The 17,463-nt window shown below is 40.8% G+C and carries 17 protein-coding genes; 3 read left to right on the plus strand and 14 right to left on the minus strand.

The features are described 5' to 3' along the window. Positions 1-24: 24 nt before the first annotated feature. Positions 25-1,233 carry a CapA family protein gene (locus ACFPA1_RS06260; protein ID WP_378581731.1) on the minus strand — a complete coding sequence of 403 codons (1,209 nt, stop codon included), beginning with the start codon at positions 1,231-1,233 and terminating at the stop codon, positions 25-27. 181 nt (positions 1,234-1,414) lie between these two features. Between ACFPA1_RS06260 and ACFPA1_RS06265 the strand changes: the two genes are divergently transcribed. Further along, entirely contained in the window at positions 1,415-2,578 is a 1,164-nt protein-coding gene (locus tag ACFPA1_RS06265) for a glycosyl hydrolase family 18 protein (protein ID WP_378581732.1), read from the plus strand. 449 nt (positions 2,579-3,027) lie between these two features. Here the strand turns inward: ACFPA1_RS06265 and ACFPA1_RS06270 are convergent, their stop codons facing one another. The 6 genes from ACFPA1_RS06270 to ACFPA1_RS06295 all read right to left on the minus strand — a co-directional run bounded on the left by ACFPA1_RS06270 (position 3,028) and on the right by ACFPA1_RS06295 (position 10,286). Beyond that, positions 3,028-4,632, minus strand: coding sequence for an FAD-binding oxidoreductase (locus ACFPA1_RS06270; protein ID WP_378581733.1), 1,605 nt, complete (start codon positions 4,630-4,632; stop codon positions 3,028-3,030). A gap of 15 nt (positions 4,633-4,647) precedes the next feature. Continuing rightward, positions 4,648-5,049 carry an acyl-CoA thioesterase gene (locus ACFPA1_RS06275; protein WP_213140034.1) on the minus strand — a complete coding sequence of 134 codons (402 nt, stop codon included), beginning with the start codon at positions 5,047-5,049 and terminating at the stop codon, positions 4,648-4,650. Positions 5,050-5,063: 14 nt separating this feature from the next. Then, positions 5,064-6,215, minus strand: coding sequence for an iron-containing alcohol dehydrogenase (locus ACFPA1_RS06280; RefSeq protein WP_378581734.1), 1,152 nt, complete (start codon positions 6,213-6,215; stop codon positions 5,064-5,066). Positions 6,216-6,344: 129 nt separating this feature from the next. Then, a complete protein-coding gene (locus ACFPA1_RS06285; RefSeq protein WP_213140032.1) occupies positions 6,345-7,397 on the minus strand; it encodes a zinc-dependent alcohol dehydrogenase family protein in 1,053 nt (350 codons plus the stop codon). Between the two features lie 96 nt (positions 7,398-7,493). Further along, the gene (locus tag ACFPA1_RS06290; RefSeq protein ID WP_378581735.1) at positions 7,494-8,984 is read right to left on the minus strand and encodes a long-chain-fatty-acid--CoA ligase; all 1,491 of its coding nucleotides are present in this window, start codon (positions 8,982-8,984) and stop codon (positions 7,494-7,496) included. Positions 8,985-9,185: 201 nt separating this feature from the next. Continuing rightward, entirely contained in the window at positions 9,186-10,286 is a 1,101-nt protein-coding gene (locus ACFPA1_RS06295; protein ID WP_378581736.1) for a metallophosphoesterase, read from the minus strand. A gap of 195 nt (positions 10,287-10,481) precedes the next feature. Between ACFPA1_RS06295 and ACFPA1_RS06300 the strand changes: the two genes are divergently transcribed. Then, a complete protein-coding gene (locus tag ACFPA1_RS06300) occupies positions 10,482-10,850 on the plus strand; it encodes a hypothetical protein (protein ID WP_378581737.1) in 369 nt (122 codons plus the stop codon). A gap of 52 nt (positions 10,851-10,902) precedes the next feature. On the opposite strand, the gene ACFPA1_RS06305 is transcribed toward ACFPA1_RS06300, so the two are convergent. The 4 genes from ACFPA1_RS06305 to ACFPA1_RS06320 all read right to left on the minus strand — a co-directional run bounded on the left by ACFPA1_RS06305 (position 10,903) and on the right by ACFPA1_RS06320 (position 14,517). Beyond that, positions 10,903-12,492 carry an amidohydrolase gene (locus tag ACFPA1_RS06305; protein WP_378581738.1) on the minus strand — a complete coding sequence of 530 codons (1,590 nt, stop codon included), beginning with the start codon at positions 12,490-12,492 and terminating at the stop codon, positions 10,903-10,905. A gap of 126 nt (positions 12,493-12,618) precedes the next feature. After that, on the minus strand, positions 12,619-13,395 hold the full coding sequence (locus ACFPA1_RS06310; protein WP_378581739.1) for a DODA-type extradiol aromatic ring-opening family dioxygenase: 777 nt from the start codon (positions 13,393-13,395) through the stop codon (positions 12,619-12,621). Positions 13,396-13,412: 17 nt separating this feature from the next. Continuing rightward, on the minus strand, positions 13,413-13,844 hold the full coding sequence (locus tag ACFPA1_RS06315; protein WP_378581740.1) for a DoxX family protein: 432 nt from the start codon (positions 13,842-13,844) through the stop codon (positions 13,413-13,415). A 22-nt stretch (positions 13,845-13,866) separates the two neighbouring features. After that, complete coding sequence (locus ACFPA1_RS06320) at positions 13,867-14,517, minus strand: alpha/beta hydrolase (protein WP_378581741.1); 651 nt, start codon at positions 14,515-14,517, stop codon at positions 13,867-13,869. 260 nt (positions 14,518-14,777) lie between these two features. Here ACFPA1_RS06320 and ACFPA1_RS06325 point away from each other — a divergent pair, with 260 nt between their 5' ends. After that, complete coding sequence (locus tag ACFPA1_RS06325) at positions 14,778-15,317, plus strand: helix-turn-helix domain-containing protein (RefSeq protein ID WP_378581742.1); 540 nt, start codon at positions 14,778-14,780, stop codon at positions 15,315-15,317. A 58-nt stretch (positions 15,318-15,375) separates the two neighbouring features. On the opposite strand, the gene ACFPA1_RS06330 is transcribed toward ACFPA1_RS06325, so the two are convergent. The 3 genes from ACFPA1_RS06330 to ACFPA1_RS06340 all read right to left on the minus strand — a co-directional run bounded on the left by ACFPA1_RS06330 (position 15,376) and on the right by ACFPA1_RS06340 (position 17,431). Next, positions 15,376-16,227 carry a fumarylacetoacetate hydrolase family protein gene (locus tag ACFPA1_RS06330; protein ID WP_378581743.1) on the minus strand — a complete coding sequence of 284 codons (852 nt, stop codon included), beginning with the start codon at positions 16,225-16,227 and terminating at the stop codon, positions 15,376-15,378. Between the two features lie 65 nt (positions 16,228-16,292). Beyond that, the gene (locus tag ACFPA1_RS06335) at positions 16,293-17,069 is read right to left on the minus strand and encodes an alpha/beta fold hydrolase (RefSeq protein ID WP_378581744.1); all 777 of its coding nucleotides are present in this window, start codon (positions 17,067-17,069) and stop codon (positions 16,293-16,295) included. A gap of 110 nt (positions 17,070-17,179) precedes the next feature. Beyond that, positions 17,180-17,431 (minus strand): hypothetical protein, encoded by a 252-nt coding sequence (locus ACFPA1_RS06340; RefSeq protein ID WP_213115605.1) that lies wholly within the window; start codon positions 17,429-17,431, stop codon positions 17,180-17,182. Positions 17,432-17,463 lie beyond the last annotated feature (32 nt).

Here is a 17,463-nt window from a genome sequence, read left to right on the forward strand (position 1 = left end):
ATTTTTGCTTATTTTATATTTGTCTTACTCTTCATTAATTACCTGATCATAAACTAACCAATCCGTTCCATTAATTTTATTTGATACATCAATAATTTTCTTTTTCACTCTCTCATACTCCGAACCTTCTAATCTTGTAGGCTGGTAATTATTTTTCGACGAAACAGAAGATATCGAAAATGGGATTACATTGATTTCTTTTTTGTCAGTCAGAACTCCATTTTCCAGATGAAATGTCTGCTGAAAAACATACGTGTCTTTATCAGACGGATTTCGGTTTCCTCCAAACATAAAATTCCCAAGACTGTACACAATAAATTTATCGTTATATTCTTCAATTCCCTGAACGACATGTGGATGGTGTCCAATAATCAAATCCGCACCACTATCGATTGCAAAGCGGGCCAATGATTTTTGCGAGGCAGTTGGAACGTATTGCCGTTCCACTCCCCAGTGAAAATGGACAAGAACAATCTGTGCCCCCTGCTCTCGCAACTGGCTGATACCTTGTGAAACTTTATTCCTTACTTCACGTGTATCCTGCCAGCCTTCAAAGCCTAAAGCCCCTATTTTAACGTCCTTAATAGTTGTTATATATTGATTTTCGTAGCCGAAATAGCCGATTTGTTGGTTCTTCAAAGCTTCAATCGTGTCAGTATATCCTTTCTGAAGGTAATCATGAATGTGATTGTTGGCAAGGTTAACTGCTTCAATACCGCCCAATTTTAATATTTCCGCATAACCGGGGTCTCCTTTAAAGCGAAACGTTTTTTCAGCTTTTTGTGTTGAATTGGTTAACGTTGTTTCCAAATTGACCGTAGTAAGATCATCCTCCTGAAAAATATTATCGAGTTCTTGAACAAAATAAGCCAAACCGTTTGCCGATGCTGTACGAACAAAAGTATCTGGATATGTAAAAGTTTCGTCTGTCCCTAACGTAAAATCACCAGCTGCACTTATTTTAATTGTTGTTTCTGTATTTGGCTGCGTCTGTACTTGAGCCTGAGGTTGTTCAGGTTGTTCCTTCTGAACATCGCTCTCTTCCTCTAGCTTAGAATCTTTAACGTTTACAGGGGTACCCGTAGGAACAGTCTTATCTGTCTTAATATAAATTACAATTGCAAAAGTACAAGCAACTACTACAAGTGCAATAATAATGGTAAAACTAATTTTATTTTTGAACCTCTGCCGTTTTCCTGACTCAGTCCTGCTTAAGTAGTCCTTGCTATCCATTCTCCCATTGGCCCCTTTATATATTTCTTTGGAAATGACTTACATTTACAAATTGTACCATAATTCGAGTTTTGTATAAAGAATTTTCTGAATTTTAAAAACCTACAAGATATTACCATCCACTCCTTCCTCCTTATCTGTTAAACTTTTAATGTCATATTTTTATAGGAGGAGGTCAGCAATGAATAAACGAAAAACCCTCCTTGCACTGGTAATACTACTTACCTTTATTGGAGGAATTGCTGCCGGATTTTTCTTTTCCACAAACCATGAAGATTCAAAAATAGTAAAAATAGATCAAGTTCCCAAATCCGCTACAAAACCACAGGAAAAAGCAGTCCCTGAAGTGGAAAAATCACACTCAAAAGTTCTCATAGGATATGTACAAGATTTTCGTGACCCAAATACGGTGGAATATGACAAGTTATCCCATGTAATTTTCTCTTTTGTGCATCCGACCAAGGATGGCGGGATTTTGCTTAACGGCGATACTGCACTTGGTAACTTGCGGGGAATGGTCACAAATGCGAAAAAACATAATACGAAGGCGATTTTAGCCATTGGTGGATGGTATCATATTAAAGGCGGAGAATCGTATGAATATTTCAAAACGGCCATTTCTAATCCGGAATCGAGGACAAAACTAGTAAATGAGCTTACTGGAATTGCTGATAGAGAAAATTTGGACGGGATCGACATCGATTTTGAACACCCTCGTTCTGCAGAGGATGCTCAAAATCTGTCTGCGTTCGCGAAAGATTTAAGCGAACAGCTTCACCCTAAAAACAAAGAGCTTTCAATTGCAGTATATTCAATGATTCATGCAGTTACGTTAACGGAAATTTCCTTTGTTAAATATGAGCCAGAAATGTTTCGATACGTGGACCATGTAAACATTATGGCCTATGACGGACAATGGGATGACGGCTACCATGCAGCTAACCTATCTCCCTACCCATTCACTGAAAAAATCGTAAGCTATTGGACAGGACTTTTTGATAAATATAATATTTCAAAAGAAAAATTAGTGCTTGGGGTACCGCTGTATGCCCAGCCTGAGGATCCAAAAATAAAGCAGGTTTCATTCGGAGCAATTTTGAATCAGAATCCTGCCAATTCTGGTGCTGATACAGTCCAAATGAACGGAACAACCTACTATTATAATGGTGAAGAGACAATGAAGAAGAAAACGAAATTGGCCCTAGACCATGGGATGGGTGGAATGATGATGTGGGAGACCGGGCTTGATGCCAAAGGACCACAAAGCATAACAAACACAATCTCAGAAGTCCTGAAGGAGTCCGAAAAGGATCCAATAAAATACTACACAGTAAAAGGAAATTAAGTTTAAAAGGGCCTTACTCCCTGCGTTGCTGTTTATAAGCACCGGGGGTAAGGCCTTTTTAGTGTAGAGAATTTATATGACCTCGATTACTAAAAAAATCATCGGTCTGGTAGCATAGAGCCTGTCTATGAGCTCAAACAGTTGAATAAGTCATCGGTTTAGTAGCATAGATCTTTTATATTAGCTCAAACGCTTGAAAAAATCATCGGTTCGGTAGCATAGAGCCTTTATATGCGCCCCAACGCTTGAAAAAATCATGGTTTCGGTAGCATAGCCCCTTTATATGCGCCCCAACGCTTGAAAAAATCGCCGGATCGGTAGCATAGAGCCTTTATATGCGCCCCAACGTTTGAAAAAATCGCCGGATTGGTAGCATAGATCCTTAATACGCAACCCAACACTTGTAAGAAATCATCGGTTCGGTAGCATAGGAGCCCTTATATTCAGCCTTAATCTATGAGCACTCCCGGGTTAAGAATATAACAAGGGTCCAGTGTGCGTTTCACCGATTTTAATGCAGAGGCAAACAGGTCCGGCCGCTGCTTGTCATACCATGGCCGGTGGTCACGGCCGACTGCGTGATGGTGGGTAATCGTGCCGCCGAGGGAAATGATCGCCTCAGATACAGCTGCTTTGATTTCGTCCCACTGCTCCAGTTCACTGCCAGGCTTCCCGAGTGCCTTAACAGTGTAATATGGTGCCGGTCCATCAGGGTAGACATGTGTGATTCGGCATGTCACCCATCCGTTATGGCCGGAAATTTCTCTAACCGCCTTTTGGGCCGCCTCCATTACTCCGGTATGAAATGCTTCAAAACGGTCCCATGTTATCGCTGTTTCGAAGGTTTCCACGATAATCCCTAAGCCGACAAGGACATCCCTTAGATACGGTGCCTGGATAAACGCATTTCGCCACGTACCCACATCACCTTCCCTGCTTGCGGATGAATCCTTTCTAGTTTTTATTACATCCTGCCCATATACTCCGCCAAATTCTTTACAGCATTCCAATGCCCTAATCATCCAAACGTCCAAAAGATGATCATGCGACTCAAAGCCAAGCATAAGTACTGCTGTTTGTCCGTCCCCTGCCCCAGAGTCATGCGCCTCTCCTGCATCAAGCAAACGGCAATTGGAAGGATATAAACCAGATTGGCTTAACACCCGGACGGCTTTCACTCCGGACTGAAAATCTGGGAAACGTACCGATGCTGCAGTCCGATAAACTGGACGATCCTGCAGCCTGACCCAGGCCTCAGTGATTATTCCAAGGGTACCTTCAGAGCCAATAAACATCCTGTCGGGGCTTGGTCCTGCACCAGAACCGGGCAGCCTTCTTGTTTCAACCACGCCTTTTGGAGTAATGACACGTAGAGATTGCACCAAATCATCGATATGTGTGTGCAGGGTGGCAAAATGGCCCCCGGCCCGGGTAGCAATCCATCCTCCTAACGTGGAAAATTCGAAAGACTGTGGGAAGAAACGGAGAGTTAGATCCTGTTCCTTTAATTGCTTTTCAATAGCCGGACCGCGAATCCCCGCCTGAATACGTGCAGCACGAGAAACTTTGTCAATTTCTAGGACTTGATTAAAATTCCTTAAATCAATCGATACTGAACCCGAATATCGGTCATCGATTTCAGGCTCAACACCTCCTACTACACTTGTTCCGCCGCCATAAATAATGGCGGCAGCATGAATATCATTACACCAATCTAGAATATTAATAAGCTCATTTTCCGTACCGGGGAATGCCACTATGTCTGGTGCATTCATAAAATCACGACGAAAAGCCCTCACGACATCCCGGTAGGATTTTCCATATGTGTGCGATAAGCGCTCGTGGGTATCATTAGTACAAAGGTGCTTTAGTGATTGTGGTATGTTTATGCGAGGCTGCTTTAGAGATATTTCATCGATAACTGGCGGCGGCGTCTTCTTCCATTCGCTTACTCCAAACCGCTTTGCCATCGCTGCTTCAACTTGATTCTGAACCTGAGGGGACAGGCCATCTTCATAGCCCCATCCCCAAAATTTCATTTTGCGAGGTGTCACTTAAATTCCCCCTCATTAATTAATACTCTCATATAAATGAAGCTCCAATTCTTGTCTAATATCATTAGGAATTGGTTCGGATTTCTGTGTTTGGAGGTTAAAATTCACATATACTGCAGTACCAATAACGCATAGTCTGCCCTCTTGATGAATTTCCTCGTATAGCTCTAAACTGGAATTGCCGATTTTTTTCACCCACGTTTTTACCTCTACGTCTTTACCAAAATAAATTTGTGCGACGTATTCTACATTTGTTTTTAAAATAATCATCTTCCAGTCATGAAAGGTATCATCCGGGTTGAATAATTTAAAAAGCTTGTTTCGGCCTGCCTCCAGCCAAATTGGGATCGTCGTATTATTGATATGGCCGACACCGTCAGTTTCAGAAACCCTTGGTTCGATTACGGTCAAATACATGAGATAACCACCTTTTAATTTAAGCCGTTAAAAGCCATTTGATAAATTTGATAGATTTCATCTTTGCCAAGAGGTTTTGGGCTTCGGGCCAGCAGTCTTTTTTGTTTGATTGCATCTTCAGTTAAGCTTGTAAGACTGGATTCTGGTATGCCATATTCTTTTAGTGTCGTTGGAAGCCCGACACTTTCGACCAGTTTATAAAATAACGTTAAAATTTTCTCTTCGGACCGATCTTCAACGTGATTGGTTAATATGTTGCATACTCGATTCAGTTTGTTACGGCAGTTTGGAGAAATCGTTTTCATGACGTACGGAAGCAACACAGCGTTGGATTCTCCATGCGGTAATTTGAACTGGCTTCCGAGCGGATAGGCAAGCGCATGAACACCGGCGACACCTGCGTTGAAAAAGGCCAGTCCCGCAAGATAGCTACCATAGCTCATCACAGTTCTTGCTTCTTTGTCTTCCCCATTCTCAACAGCATTCCATAATGAGCCACCGATTAATTCGACTGCTTTAATGGCAAGTGCATCTGTTGCCTCGTTTGCATTAACAGAAAGAAAGGCTTCCACAGCATGTGTTAAGGCATCAATTCCAGTGGCCGCAGTTATTCTTTTAGGAACAGACAGGGTTAATTGTGGATCAACGATTGCAATATCAGCTAGTAAGAAATCGTGAGTTACGACATCCTTGGTCCCTTCAAGGGAAACAACGGCAATATCTGTTACCTCACTGCCAGTTCCAGATGTTGTGGGAATTAATATTTTCGGGATGCCCCTCGTTTTTAGCTTCCATGTACCAGAGAGATTAAGATAATCTGCTGTATCACCCTCATTTTGTGAAATGACGGCAGCGATTTTTGCCAAGTCCAATGCACTACCACCGCCTAAACCGATAACACAATCAAACCCGCCTTCGCGGGCATACGCCGCCAATCTCTCTGCACAAGCGAGCGATGGTTCCGGCTCAACATCAGTATAAAGGCTAACATCATATTGTTCATTTAGAGGAGATAAGTATTGTTGGACCAATCCAATTTTAACAAGGGTTTGGTCGGTAACTACTAGAATACGGCTGGGCTTCATATCCTCCAGTTCTTCAAAAAGCTTCGCTATGGAGCCCCAGCCGGTATATGAACGTTTTGGGAATCTTAAGGTTGAAATCATTTACGTTGACCCTCCTTTAAAAGTTTTCAGTACCTATTAAACTATTTCAACAAGGAGTGCAATATCCCTGCTGATTTTTACATAATAAATAGCCCGGCAGACACCAGGCTATTTATTCGAAATCAATGCTTATTTAAATTTTGTAATGACATTAAAACCATATGTTTTAAAATTAGTCATATCATTGAGGACGTCATTCACTTGGTCTAGCGCAATCTCCCTAGATACCAAGGAACGTGGATTTAATTTGCCTTGGGCAATCATTGACAATAATCCATCGTACTCCGACCGTGGATTCCCAAGGCTTCCGACGATTTCTAATTCCATTGCCGTGATTGCATCAATTGGAAGGCCGGCAATTCCTTGTTCGTTATGGGTTGTTAAGCCAATTTGCACATGGCGGCCGCCCTTTCGTAGGCAAAGGACAGAATTAAGGATCGTTTCCTGAATTCCCAGCGCTTCAATAGATGCATGGGCACCGCCCCTGGTGATTTCCTTTACAGCTGTCACCACATTCTCATTTCGAGCATTCACCGTAGCAACCGCACCTTCTTTTCGGGCCATTTCCAATTTGGCATCATCCACATCTACCGCAATGACTTGGGCTCCAATAGCATTTCCAACCTGAACTGACGACAACCCTACACCGCCTGCCCCGTGGACCACCAGGAAATTTCCTGGCTTCAAGTTGGCACGCACCACACCATGAAAGCCCGTCATGTAGCGGCAGCCAATCGCAGCAGCCGTAACTGTATCGACCTCATCTGGAAGCGGGACCAGATTAAAATCACCATTCGGAACCTTTACATATTCCGCATAGGCACCATCATGGGCGAACCCAAAAATTTGCAGATTGTCACAGCGGTTAGAATGTCCGCTCAAGCAGCTTGAGCAGTGTGAACAGCCTTCATGAAACGGTGCCGTCACCCGGTCGCCTGGCCTGAAGTTTTTTACTTCTTTTCCGACGGCTTCAACAACTCCCCCAAATTCGTGACCTGGTATAATTGGCAGCACTGGACTCAGGCCAAGCCATGCCCAGTCTCCCATCCACGCATGCCAGTCACTCCGGCATACACCGCTTGCCTCTACCTTTACAATCACATCATGTGGACCTGGTGTTGGATCAACTACATTTCCGATTCTTAATGGCTGTCTTTGCTCAATAATTTGTGCAGCTCTCAAATAGATTCCCTCCCAAGCTTTAACCTATCAATTTGTAAGTATTTACCTTAAAAGATATTCTTTGTCCTATCGAAAAAAGAACAAACTGTTGGAGATTTATTTCTTTTTTAATGGTGTTTTAAGAATCTTTCCAGTTGTTGTTTTAGGAAGTTCTTTCATAAAATATATTTTTCTAGGAATCTTGTAATGAGCCAGCTGCTGTTTACAGAAACTAGTGATCTCGTCTGGTGTGATTTCCGATTTCGTCACAACGTAAGCAGCTACTTCTTCTCCAAAAACAGGGTCTGATTCGCCAACTACCGCGCACTCTACAATATTTGGGTGAGTATAAAGAACCTCCTCTATTTCACGTGGATAGACATTGTAGCCGCCGCGGATAATCATGTCCTTTTTGCGGTCAACAATATAAAGGTATCCTCGCTCATCCCTCCTGCCCAGGTCTCCCGTATAAACCCAGCCTTCTTTTATCGTCTCGTTCGTTGCTTCTTCCTTTTTATAATAGCCTTTCATGCCGTTAGGCCCTTTAAAAATAATTTCCCCGACTTCGTTAACAGGGACTTCCCTGCCATTCGGATCGACTATTTGCAGCTCGAGACCAGGAACGGGTACCCCGACTGACCCTGGAACTTTTTCAATATTGCTAGGGAAACAGCTAATCATGACAGTGCTTTCGGTCTGGCCATAGCCTTCGCCGATTTGTACACCCATTTCCTCCTCCACTTTTTCTAGAATTTCAACGGGGAGACTGGCTCCGCCTGAACCCGCAAGTCTGAGGCTGGAAAAATCTAATTCTTTTATTTTTGGAGAATGGATAAACATTGTGTACATGGTAGGAACACCGAGGAAAATGGAAATTTGGTTGTCTGCAAGCTTCTGTAGGATAACATCTGGAATAAAGCGTTCTTCTAAGTAGATCGTAGCCCCTCTTAACACACAGATAAGTAAGCCCTGTAGCTTTGCATACGCATGAAATAATGGGAGAACGACAAGAACCCGGTCTTCCTTTGTTAGCTCCAAAAGGTCAGCACTCGTTTCTGACATCCATCCCAGATTTCCGTGCGTAATCAATGCCCCTTTCGGCTTGCCAGTTGTTCCTGAAGTATAAATTATTTGGGCATTATCATATTGATTTTTTGGTTCAATATAGAAATCTGCTGGTTTACCGGAGACTTCCTCCCACGCGACATAAGCTTCTGTTTCGGTTAAGGTGAAGATAGATTTTACTGACGAGAGAGATTTGTGAGCCTTTTGAACTTCACCAAGGCCAATTTCATCAACAATAAGGGCAACAGCATCGGAATCATTTAGAATATAGGTTATTTCATTTTCTTTGAAGGTAGGATTAAGAGGAATCACAGTGGCACCAATTGCTAGCAAGGAAAAATAGGCAATTACATACTCCGGCTTATTGGCCATCATGAGACCGACATGGGAACCGTTTGTAATTCCATACTTTCGAAGTCCTGCTGCTTTTTCCTTCACCTTATCGGCTAACTCCTGATAGGTAATTTTCTCGTTCCGAAATACAATAGCAGCATGATTGGGCATTTCTTTTGCCGTTTGAAACAAAACTTCACTAATATTCAACAATGTTCCCTCCCTATTCTATTGTTCAGAAAAATAGGCATATAGAAAAAGTGTATGCGCTTACATATTAATCTATGAAAAAGAAAAGTGTCAAGTAATATGGTAATATTTTCATATTGCTTGACATTTAGGTTTAATATATTTTTAATTAAATCCTGCCATCCAATAGACAATAAAAAAAGAACCAACTTGGCCCTCATTTCATTGATTAAACTCTACTTTTAATTGAACAATTTCAGACTGAGTACCGATTCTTAGGGGCGTTCCCCAGAACCCATATCCGGACGTGACAATTGAATGTAGCTGTCCTTTTTTAAGGTAGCCCCAATCATTTTCATAAATCTTATTTGTTATCAAATTAGCTGGAAACAATTGTCCACGGTGAGTATGTCCGGACACCATCAGGTCTACTCCATTATTTTCGGCAACATCCAAATCATACGGCTGGTGGTCAAGGAGAATAACCGGCTTTGATAAATCAACCTGTTTCATTAAATCGGAAAGCTTCATCCTAACCACATCCTGATAACCGCGGTCTTTCCTGCCAACCAAGGTAATCCCATTATCTAAAATAATTACTTCATCTGCCATTAGCCTCATACCACTGTTATTAAAAATTTTAATCAGATCAATCCCAGGGTCCTCCCGGTCATGATTCCCCATAGAGGCATATACCGGTGCCTTTATCTTTTTCAAAATATCCGGAATTCCTTTATCGAGAAAAGGATCCACATCATCATCAATAATATCCCCTGGGAACAGCACAAGGTCAGGTTTCAAGGCATTGATGTGCTTAACGAGGTTTTTAGCATGGTTCGCCCCCGACATTTCACTAAAATGCATGTCGGATGCCATGACAATGTTAAGACTTTTTACCCCCTCCACATGCTTCGGAATGTTGATTTCATAGGTTCTTACGACAGGAGTAAAGGCATTGTATAAGCCTAATGTAAATAATCCTGAAATAATTAATACAGTGGTAAAACCGGACCATTTTACAACCTTTTCTTTTTGAATACGGGTAAACCGTGTTAAAAATACAAAAAGATTCACAAATGGAAGCAGTAGAACCGAATAATAAAAAATCCCTAGCCAAATCCCGCCAAGCCATGTAAAGATGGCACTGTCATCCAAAAACCTGGCGTAGACAAATGTATAGGCAACAAAAACAAGGATCAGCCAGTAGAAAAACCTTGCCCGCTTTTTTTCTATAATAAATGTTTTCATCCATTTCCAGCCATTCCAGCCGATATAGAACAATAGTAAATTATAGATGACTAAAACACCTGCAAAAAACCCCACACATGATTCCCCTTTACGATACAAAAATACTAATTCTATTAGACCTTATTTAGGATAAATTGACAACTTTTAGGGCAACTGACACAATTTCGGCATATATTTGGTGTTTTTCAAAAATATTACCGGGTATTATGGAGGAGATTGTCGAAATAAACAGAATGATAGTACAGAGTTTAATTAAAGGAGGAAAAAAGTATGAAGAAAAAAATGTTAGCCCTTATTTGTGGTGGATTTATTGCTCTTTCACTTTTTGCTGCACCCGGTAATCCTGTAAAAGCAGCGGAAGATGAAGATTGTACTTGTCATGATGTTACTCCTATTTACGGGGCACAAAAAAACAAAATAATTGCTAATTTAATCAGCAGTCAGGAATTTAAAAATGCAAAACTTTCTATTATTAAGGATGGAGATAACTGGAGAGGGATAAATAACACTGAAGTACTCGTACATAATTCTTATGGAATTACAATTGTAGGGGTACCTTTTATAGATCAAGATGGCAAAATTATGATGGCAACTTTCATTGATGGATTCTTTATGGGTTCTGCACCAAAATATGAATAGGGGTTTATAATTCCTTCCCAATTTCATTTATTGGGAAGGAATTAATTTAATTTTATTGTATTTCTCCATCAATAATAGTCATTTCAACCGAAGTTTGCAGCAGTTCATCCGGGTCTTCAAGTTGGAATAGATTTTTCGAGTAAACTGTCATATCCGCCAGCTTTCCTCTAGAAATTGTTCCTTTTAAAGTTTCTTCGTTGGTAGCGTAGGCACCACCAACCGTAAACAATCTCACAGCTTCCTGTATAGATAGCTTTTCTCCCACATTCCAGCCTTCATGGGAATCCCATGGTGCTCTGCGGGTAACGGCAGCGTGAATGCCTAACAGTGGATCCACAGGTTCGACTGGTGCATCAGAACCACCCGCACATATGACACCTGCCGCAAGCAGCGATTTCCAAGCGTACAAATACTGCTCCCGCTTCTCCCCTAATCTTTCCTTAATCCATGGATAATCACCGACCACAAATCTCGGTTGAATGTCGGCAATCCGGCTCGGTACCGCCAGTCTTTTAATCAAATCCGGCCTAACTAAAGAAACATGGATAATCCGGTCACGATACTCGACCGACGGGAATTGCTCAAGCACATCTAGAACATTTTCCAATGCTTGATCACCAATGGTATGTACCGCAATTGGCATGCCATGATCCCTTGCGTTTTTCACGATCTCATATAGTTTTTCTTGGCTAAGCATTGCATCCCCATACGCATCAGGTTTATCATGATATTGCTCGGATAATAGCGCCGTTCTTCTGCCAAAAGCGCCGTCTGCGAATATTTTAATAGAGCCGATTTTCAATTTCTCATTCCCGTAACCGGCATACATTCCCTTCGCTTTCAAAGCCTGAAGGTAAGGATAATCGATCAATAGATTGCAGCGTAAGGCCTTTCCTTCCTGATTAATTAATTCATCATACATTCTATAGGTTTGCTCAAATCCGCCAAAAAAGGCTGGATCATTCGTGTGAACACTTGTTAACCCTTTTTTCACAGCAAAGTTCATTGCCTTCTCTAAACCGCTTTTTAACTCTTCATAGCTTTTATCCGGAATGTGTTTGGTAAATAGTTTAGATGCCGATTCCAAAATCATTCCTGTCGGTTTTTTCGTAATAGGATCTAATACAACCGTTCCCCCGGCGGGAACCTCAATGGTAGGGTCGTAAGCAGACACTTCAAGAGCCTTACTGTTTACTAGAAAGGCGTGGTGGCAAATCCGTTTTAAATAAATTGGACAATGCGGTGCTGCATAATCCAGTTCTTCAAGAGTCGGAATTCCTCCTTCGGTAAACAAATTCTCATCCCAACCCATTCCGACCAGCCATTTTCCAGGTGGAACGCTGTTTGCTTTTGAACGGAGCTTATCAAGCATTTCTTGTTTTGATTTGACCCCCGTTAAATCAAGATCTAAGAAATTAAAGGCCACACCAGAAAGATGCAGATGACTGTCAATCAGTCCGGGAGTCACCGTCCTTCCTTGCAAATCAACAACACGAGACCCATCTCTTCCCCATTGAAGGGTCATTTCAGCATGAGAACCCACATCAACAATTCTTCCATTCTCAACTACAACTGCCTCAACCAAAGGCTCCAGTTCATCCAGTGTATAGATTTTTCCGTTTGTGAAAATTGTCTTCGCCATACAGACATTCCTCCAAAAAACTGATATGTATACCTTTCTATATAATACCAAAGCCGACAGTGCAATGGACTAAATGTATAGTCATTTCGCTGTCGGCTTATAAAATGAATTGGAATCTATAAACAATTATCCAAATTGCCAAACACTATGTGTCAAGTTTCCATATCGGAAGCTGCGGTGCAGTAAGGCTGCTTTTTTCACATTGTCGGCGGCACCCATTGCGTAAAACAGCGGGATAAAGTGTTCTCTTCCATACGGAGGAACGGCATATTCCGCATTTGGAGCTAAGGTATCATAATGGAATAATGAGTCTAGATCCCAATGGTTCAGATGGTAGGCAAGCCAGTCTTCAAATTCAAGAGCCCATTGGTCCACTCCGCTATCTGCCCAATTGACGGCTCTTAAGTTATGCGAAGTTCCCCCGCTGGCGATGATTAAGATATCTTTTTCTCGTAGCCCGGTCAAGGTTTTGCCGATTTTATACTGTTCCTCAGGCGACAGGCGGGAATTGACCGACATCGCAATAACAGGAATATCAGCGTTCGGATACAGCATCCGAAGGACAACCCATGAACCATGATCGAGGCCGCGCTGCATTTCGGTTTCAAACGGTACCTCATTTGCAGCAAACAGATCCATTATTTCTTTCGAAAGTTCATGATTTCCCTGTGCAGGATATTGAATCGTATATAATTCAGGAGGAAATCCTCCAAAATCATAAATGGTACTGTATTGATCAACATCACTTACTTTTTGCAGACGGGATTCCCAATGGGCTGAAAAAATGACAATAGCTTTAGGACGAGGAAGATTTTTTCCTAATTGATTTAAAAACTGTGTGTATTCATTGTTTTCAATCGCCAGTAATGGAGCGCCATGTGCGATAAATAATGATGGAAGCATTATTATTCCTCCTTTAATTAAGCCGCTTTTCTAATATTAGTTTCTTTCTTTTCTTTATTAAATAATAGTTGGTCCAGAGCTAACAACTTGCTGTCATTGATGGCAATTAATAATGACATGGCCAGAAACGCTAGTTCTAATTCATAACCTGCACCTTGCCCATTACCCAAAAAGCCCCCTGCTAATTTTACTTTAAAAATGGCACCAGCCATTAACAATACAAATAAAACGGAAACGATTCTGCTTCCAAATCCGACAATTAAGGCGATCCCCCCGACTACTTCTAATAGCCCTACACCGTATGCCATGAAACCTGGCAGACCAATACTTGCAAACCAACCGGCAATATTTTCGATTCCACCTTGAAATTTTACCAATCCGTGGACAAAGAACGTTGCTCCTAAAACTACACGTAAAATGAATGTACTTACCTCGTATTTTTTTAACATTTTCTCATCTCTCCTATTATGTTTATTTTTCTAGTTTGTTTACTAACCATTTTGTAAAATCTTGTTGATTTTTTAATGTGACAGTATGGCCCGCCGGATACGTGTGGAAATTAACTTTTGCTCCTAAACTTCTAAAGTATTCCTCGTTTTCAAGACCCCATTGGTATGGTAGAATCTGGTCAAATTCACCGTGGGATATAAACAACGATAGTTCATCTAACGGGTTTTTTTCATATTCTTCTTTCACAAATCCAGGAATGTACCCACTTAAAGCGGCAATGCCTTTAATACGGTTACCTAGTTTAATTGCGAGGGACATCGAAAGAATTGCTCCCTGACTAAAACCGGCCAAATACAGTTGATTTGGATCTACCGGATATTCCGCCAAAACATCATCAATAAAATTGGAGATCATCCCTACTGTCTCATCAAAAACATGGCGGTGCGGTTTTCCAAAGCCTTCAATCGTAAAAAACGCGAAGCCAGGTGGCTGCACTAGCGGACCACGGATACTAAAAATGAAAAATTTCTCTTCCAAACCGGCAACCAATGGCAGTAAATCTTGTTCATTACTGCCCATTCCATGCATAAAAAATAAGGCAGGATAGGATTTATCGGGATCAACTTGCTCAGGCTTAAGAAGTGAGTAAGTCAATGATGATTTCAATGCCATCACCCTTTCTATAAAAATAAATTATTGCTATCTATAGGTTATCTATAGACGTAAATACTAATCCCAAAGAATTGAGAGTCGATGTATTTAAATAATAAATAAAGATTCATATAAGAAAACTTTAATACAAAAAAATAAACGTGTTTCTTAATATGAACTTTTGTTATTTATAAGATAACAACAGATTATATGGATTGTCAATTATTTTTTTGCTAATATATAAATAAGTTCTATATAAGAAAACGTTAGAGGTGGAAAACTTGGATATTGGATCGAAAATTCGCGCCATCCGAAACAGGAAAAAAATAACGATTGCCCAAATGTGTGATGGCACTGGTCTTTCAAAAGGATTTATTAGCAATGTTGAAAATAATAACACCTCTCCATCGATAAATACTTTGCAAACGATTGCTAATTATTTAGAAATCCCATTACCTTATTTATTATTAGAGAAAAAACAGCACATGCGAGTTGTCAAAAAAAATGAGCGGACCTACTCCTCTTTTAATGAGTTGAAAATCGAGCATATCGCATCAATTGGCGGATTGAGATTGATGAGTGTGGAATTTCCACCCGGAGCATCAATGGGGGAAGCAAATGCCCATGAGGGTGAAGAATCACATTTAGTCTTGGAAGGCAAGGTCCTTGCTGAGCAAGGCGAAGACTCCTACATGTTAGAGGAAGGCGATTCCTTTAGCTGGAATGCGAGTGTCCCGCATTTTGTTAAAAATATCGGAGATCAAAAAGCAGTCATCCTGATTGCAACTTATACTGATTCTGAACATAATGGCATTTATTAAAAAACAAACCTCAGGATCATAAAATCTTGAGGTTTGCTCTTTCAGTAATATAAATGGATTAAACTAAGACGTTCCTTAATGTCCCAATATTCTCAATCGTGACTTCCATTTCATCACCAGGCTTCAACCATACCTGCTCATTCTCCGGCAATCCCAAAATGACTCCTTCAGGTGTTCCGGTGAAAACTAAATCTCCAGGTCTTAAGGTCATATGCTTGGATATGTAGCTTACGATTTTTGCACAATTAAATATCATATGTTTCGTATTAGATGATTGGCGGACCTCACTGTTTACTTTACATTCAATGTTTAAATTGAATGGATCGACCTCTTCCGCTGGGACAACATACGGTCCTATCGGAGCAAATCCGTCTGGTGATTTCCCAATCAGCCACTGGCCGGTCAAAAATTGGAGGTCGCGGACAGATAAATCATTTCCTGCTGTATAGCCGAAAACATAGGATAGAGCTTCCTCTTCTGATACATCCTTTGCCTCTTTCCCTATCACCATAACAAGCTCTGCTTCGAAATCAAATTTTCCCCCAACTTTAGGCAGTGGGATATTTTCACTGTGTGCTGCTAAAGCATTGTTAAATTTACTAAATAAAACAGGGTTCTCAGGTACATTTACCAGCTTTGCTTCCTCTACGTGGCTTTGATAATTCAGGCCCACACATATAATTTTTTCCGGATTCAGTAATGGCGGTAGAAATTCGATTTCTGCCTCACTTAAGTAGTGTTCTGAGTCCGTGCTATTGATGGTTTCTTTCACAATTGACAGTTCGTTTTCATTTTTTACTAAATCTTCGAGAGTGAAATCAAGCCCAGCTTTATTTAGGTCAAGGATGCCATTGTCTGTCTTCACACCAAGCCTGACTTCATTGTCTTTTTTAAAGGTTAGTAATTTCATACGTAACTCCTCTCTCCTGTAAAAATATATATCTAACTTTAAGTATTACCGAATTGTCGAAATTGTCAAGAAAATGTCGTGATAAGTTTTATAAGCTCATCTGGATTTTCATACATACTCATATGTCCGGCATTTTTTATTATAGCTTGCTTGATGTTTGTTCTTGAAACTGAAAAAGTTTTTTCAACTGGGACAATTTGATCCTGCTCTCCCGCAATTAATATGACGGGTACTTCGGTATTTTGTAATACATGATTGCGGTCAGGGCGATTTTTCATCGCTAAAAGCGTATCCATTGCCCCTTGTGGTGAAGTGGTGCAGCCAATTTGTTTTGCTTTTTCTACATAGCTTTCATTTAGGTGTTCTGGGGAGAAAAGCTTCGGAACCAACCCATCAATAAAAGTATGAATGCCTTCGTCCTTTATTTTTGTAACGCCTGCCTCTCTTCCCTTTTTCGCTTCATCTGAATCCGGGAAGGCAGTAGAGTGTACAAGGGAAAATCCGGTTAAATGTGTGTTGTATTTTTCAGCGAATGCCAGGGTAATGTATCCGCCTAGGGAGTGGCCAAACATCGACACCTTCTCAATGTTTAACGCATCTAATAATTCTTTAATTTTTTGTGCGAGGTCGTCTATTGAAAATCCAGGCTTTAGTGGTGAAGATTGCCCATGCCCTGGCAAATCAGGAGCGATGACACGATAATCTTTGGCCAACTCAGGAATTACTTTTTCCCAATACTGAGAACTTCCACAGAAACCGTGCAGAAGTACAACAGGATTCCCAGCGCCTTCGTCTATGTATGCTAGTGTGGATTCATTTAATTGATGTTTTTTTAAATTCATCAGTTTTCACCTGTCCTTTTTTGTATTTTATCCCATTAAATATTCTGGATTTCCAGCTAAATTCCTACCCATGTAAAATAAAAAAGAGAGAGAATTTATCCCTCTCCTTTCTAGCTAATATGTTCTTCAGTGCCTTCACTTGGACTTAATAAAGCTCTTTTATTTTGAATTTTTGTCAGGTTTGATCTTTTAAGGAGATAGTTCATATGGTCAACGGGCATCGCCCCATAACCCTTTCCTTCCCCCAGTGTAAATTGAACGGTTACTCCATTATTTGAAATGACCGTTAATAAATCTGCGGAGTTAAAGAAACCTTGTGCACCTTGAGAAATTTGAAACTTGGCACCTTCTTCAATAGGCATTTTGTCTCTCCTTTGAATCTTATTATCCCTAA

Source organism: Neobacillus sp. GCM10023253 (assembly GCF_042653105.1).
GTDB lineage: Bacteria > Bacillota > Bacilli > Bacillales > Cytobacillaceae > Neobacillus > Neobacillus citreus.

Excerpts from the sequence above, each read along its gene's own strand:
- ACFPA1_RS06300 (WP_378581737.1), top strand. The coding sequence starts at position 10,482 with ATGAAGAAAAAAATGTTAGCCCTTATTTGTGGTGGATTTATTGCTCTT.
- ACFPA1_RS06330 (WP_378581743.1), bottom strand. The coding sequence starts at position 16,227 with ATGAAATTACTAACCTTTAAAAAAGACAATGAAGTCAGGCTTGGTGTG.
- ACFPA1_RS06335 (WP_378581744.1), bottom strand. The coding sequence starts at position 17,069 with ATGAATTTAAAAAAACATCAATTAAATGAATCCACACTAGCATACATA.
- ACFPA1_RS06320 (WP_378581741.1), bottom strand. The coding sequence starts at position 14,517 with ATGGCATTGAAATCATCATTGACTTACTCACTTCTTAAGCCTGAGCAA.
- ACFPA1_RS06305 (WP_378581738.1), bottom strand. The coding sequence starts at position 12,492 with ATGGCGAAGACAATTTTCACAAACGGAAAAATCTATACACTGGATGAA.
- ACFPA1_RS06265 (WP_378581732.1), top strand. The coding sequence starts at position 1,415 with ATGAATAAACGAAAAACCCTCCTTGCACTGGTAATACTACTTACCTTT.
- ACFPA1_RS06310 (WP_378581739.1), bottom strand. The coding sequence starts at position 13,395 with ATGCTTCCATCATTATTTATCGCACATGGCGCTCCATTACTGGCGATT.
- ACFPA1_RS06315 (WP_378581740.1), bottom strand. The coding sequence starts at position 13,844 with ATGTTAAAAAAATACGAGGTAAGTACATTCATTTTACGTGTAGTTTTA.
- ACFPA1_RS06280 (WP_378581734.1), bottom strand. The coding sequence starts at position 6,215 with ATGATTTCAACCTTAAGATTCCCAAAACGTTCATATACCGGCTGGGGC.
- ACFPA1_RS06275 (WP_213140034.1), bottom strand. The coding sequence starts at position 5,049 with ATGTATTTGACCGTAATCGAACCAAGGGTTTCTGAAACTGACGGTGTC.
- ACFPA1_RS06260 (WP_378581731.1), bottom strand. The coding sequence starts at position 1,233 with ATGGATAGCAAGGACTACTTAAGCAGGACTGAGTCAGGAAAACGGCAG.
- ACFPA1_RS06340 (WP_213115605.1), bottom strand. The coding sequence starts at position 17,431 with ATGCCTATTGAAGAAGGTGCCAAGTTTCAAATTTCTCAAGGTGCACAA.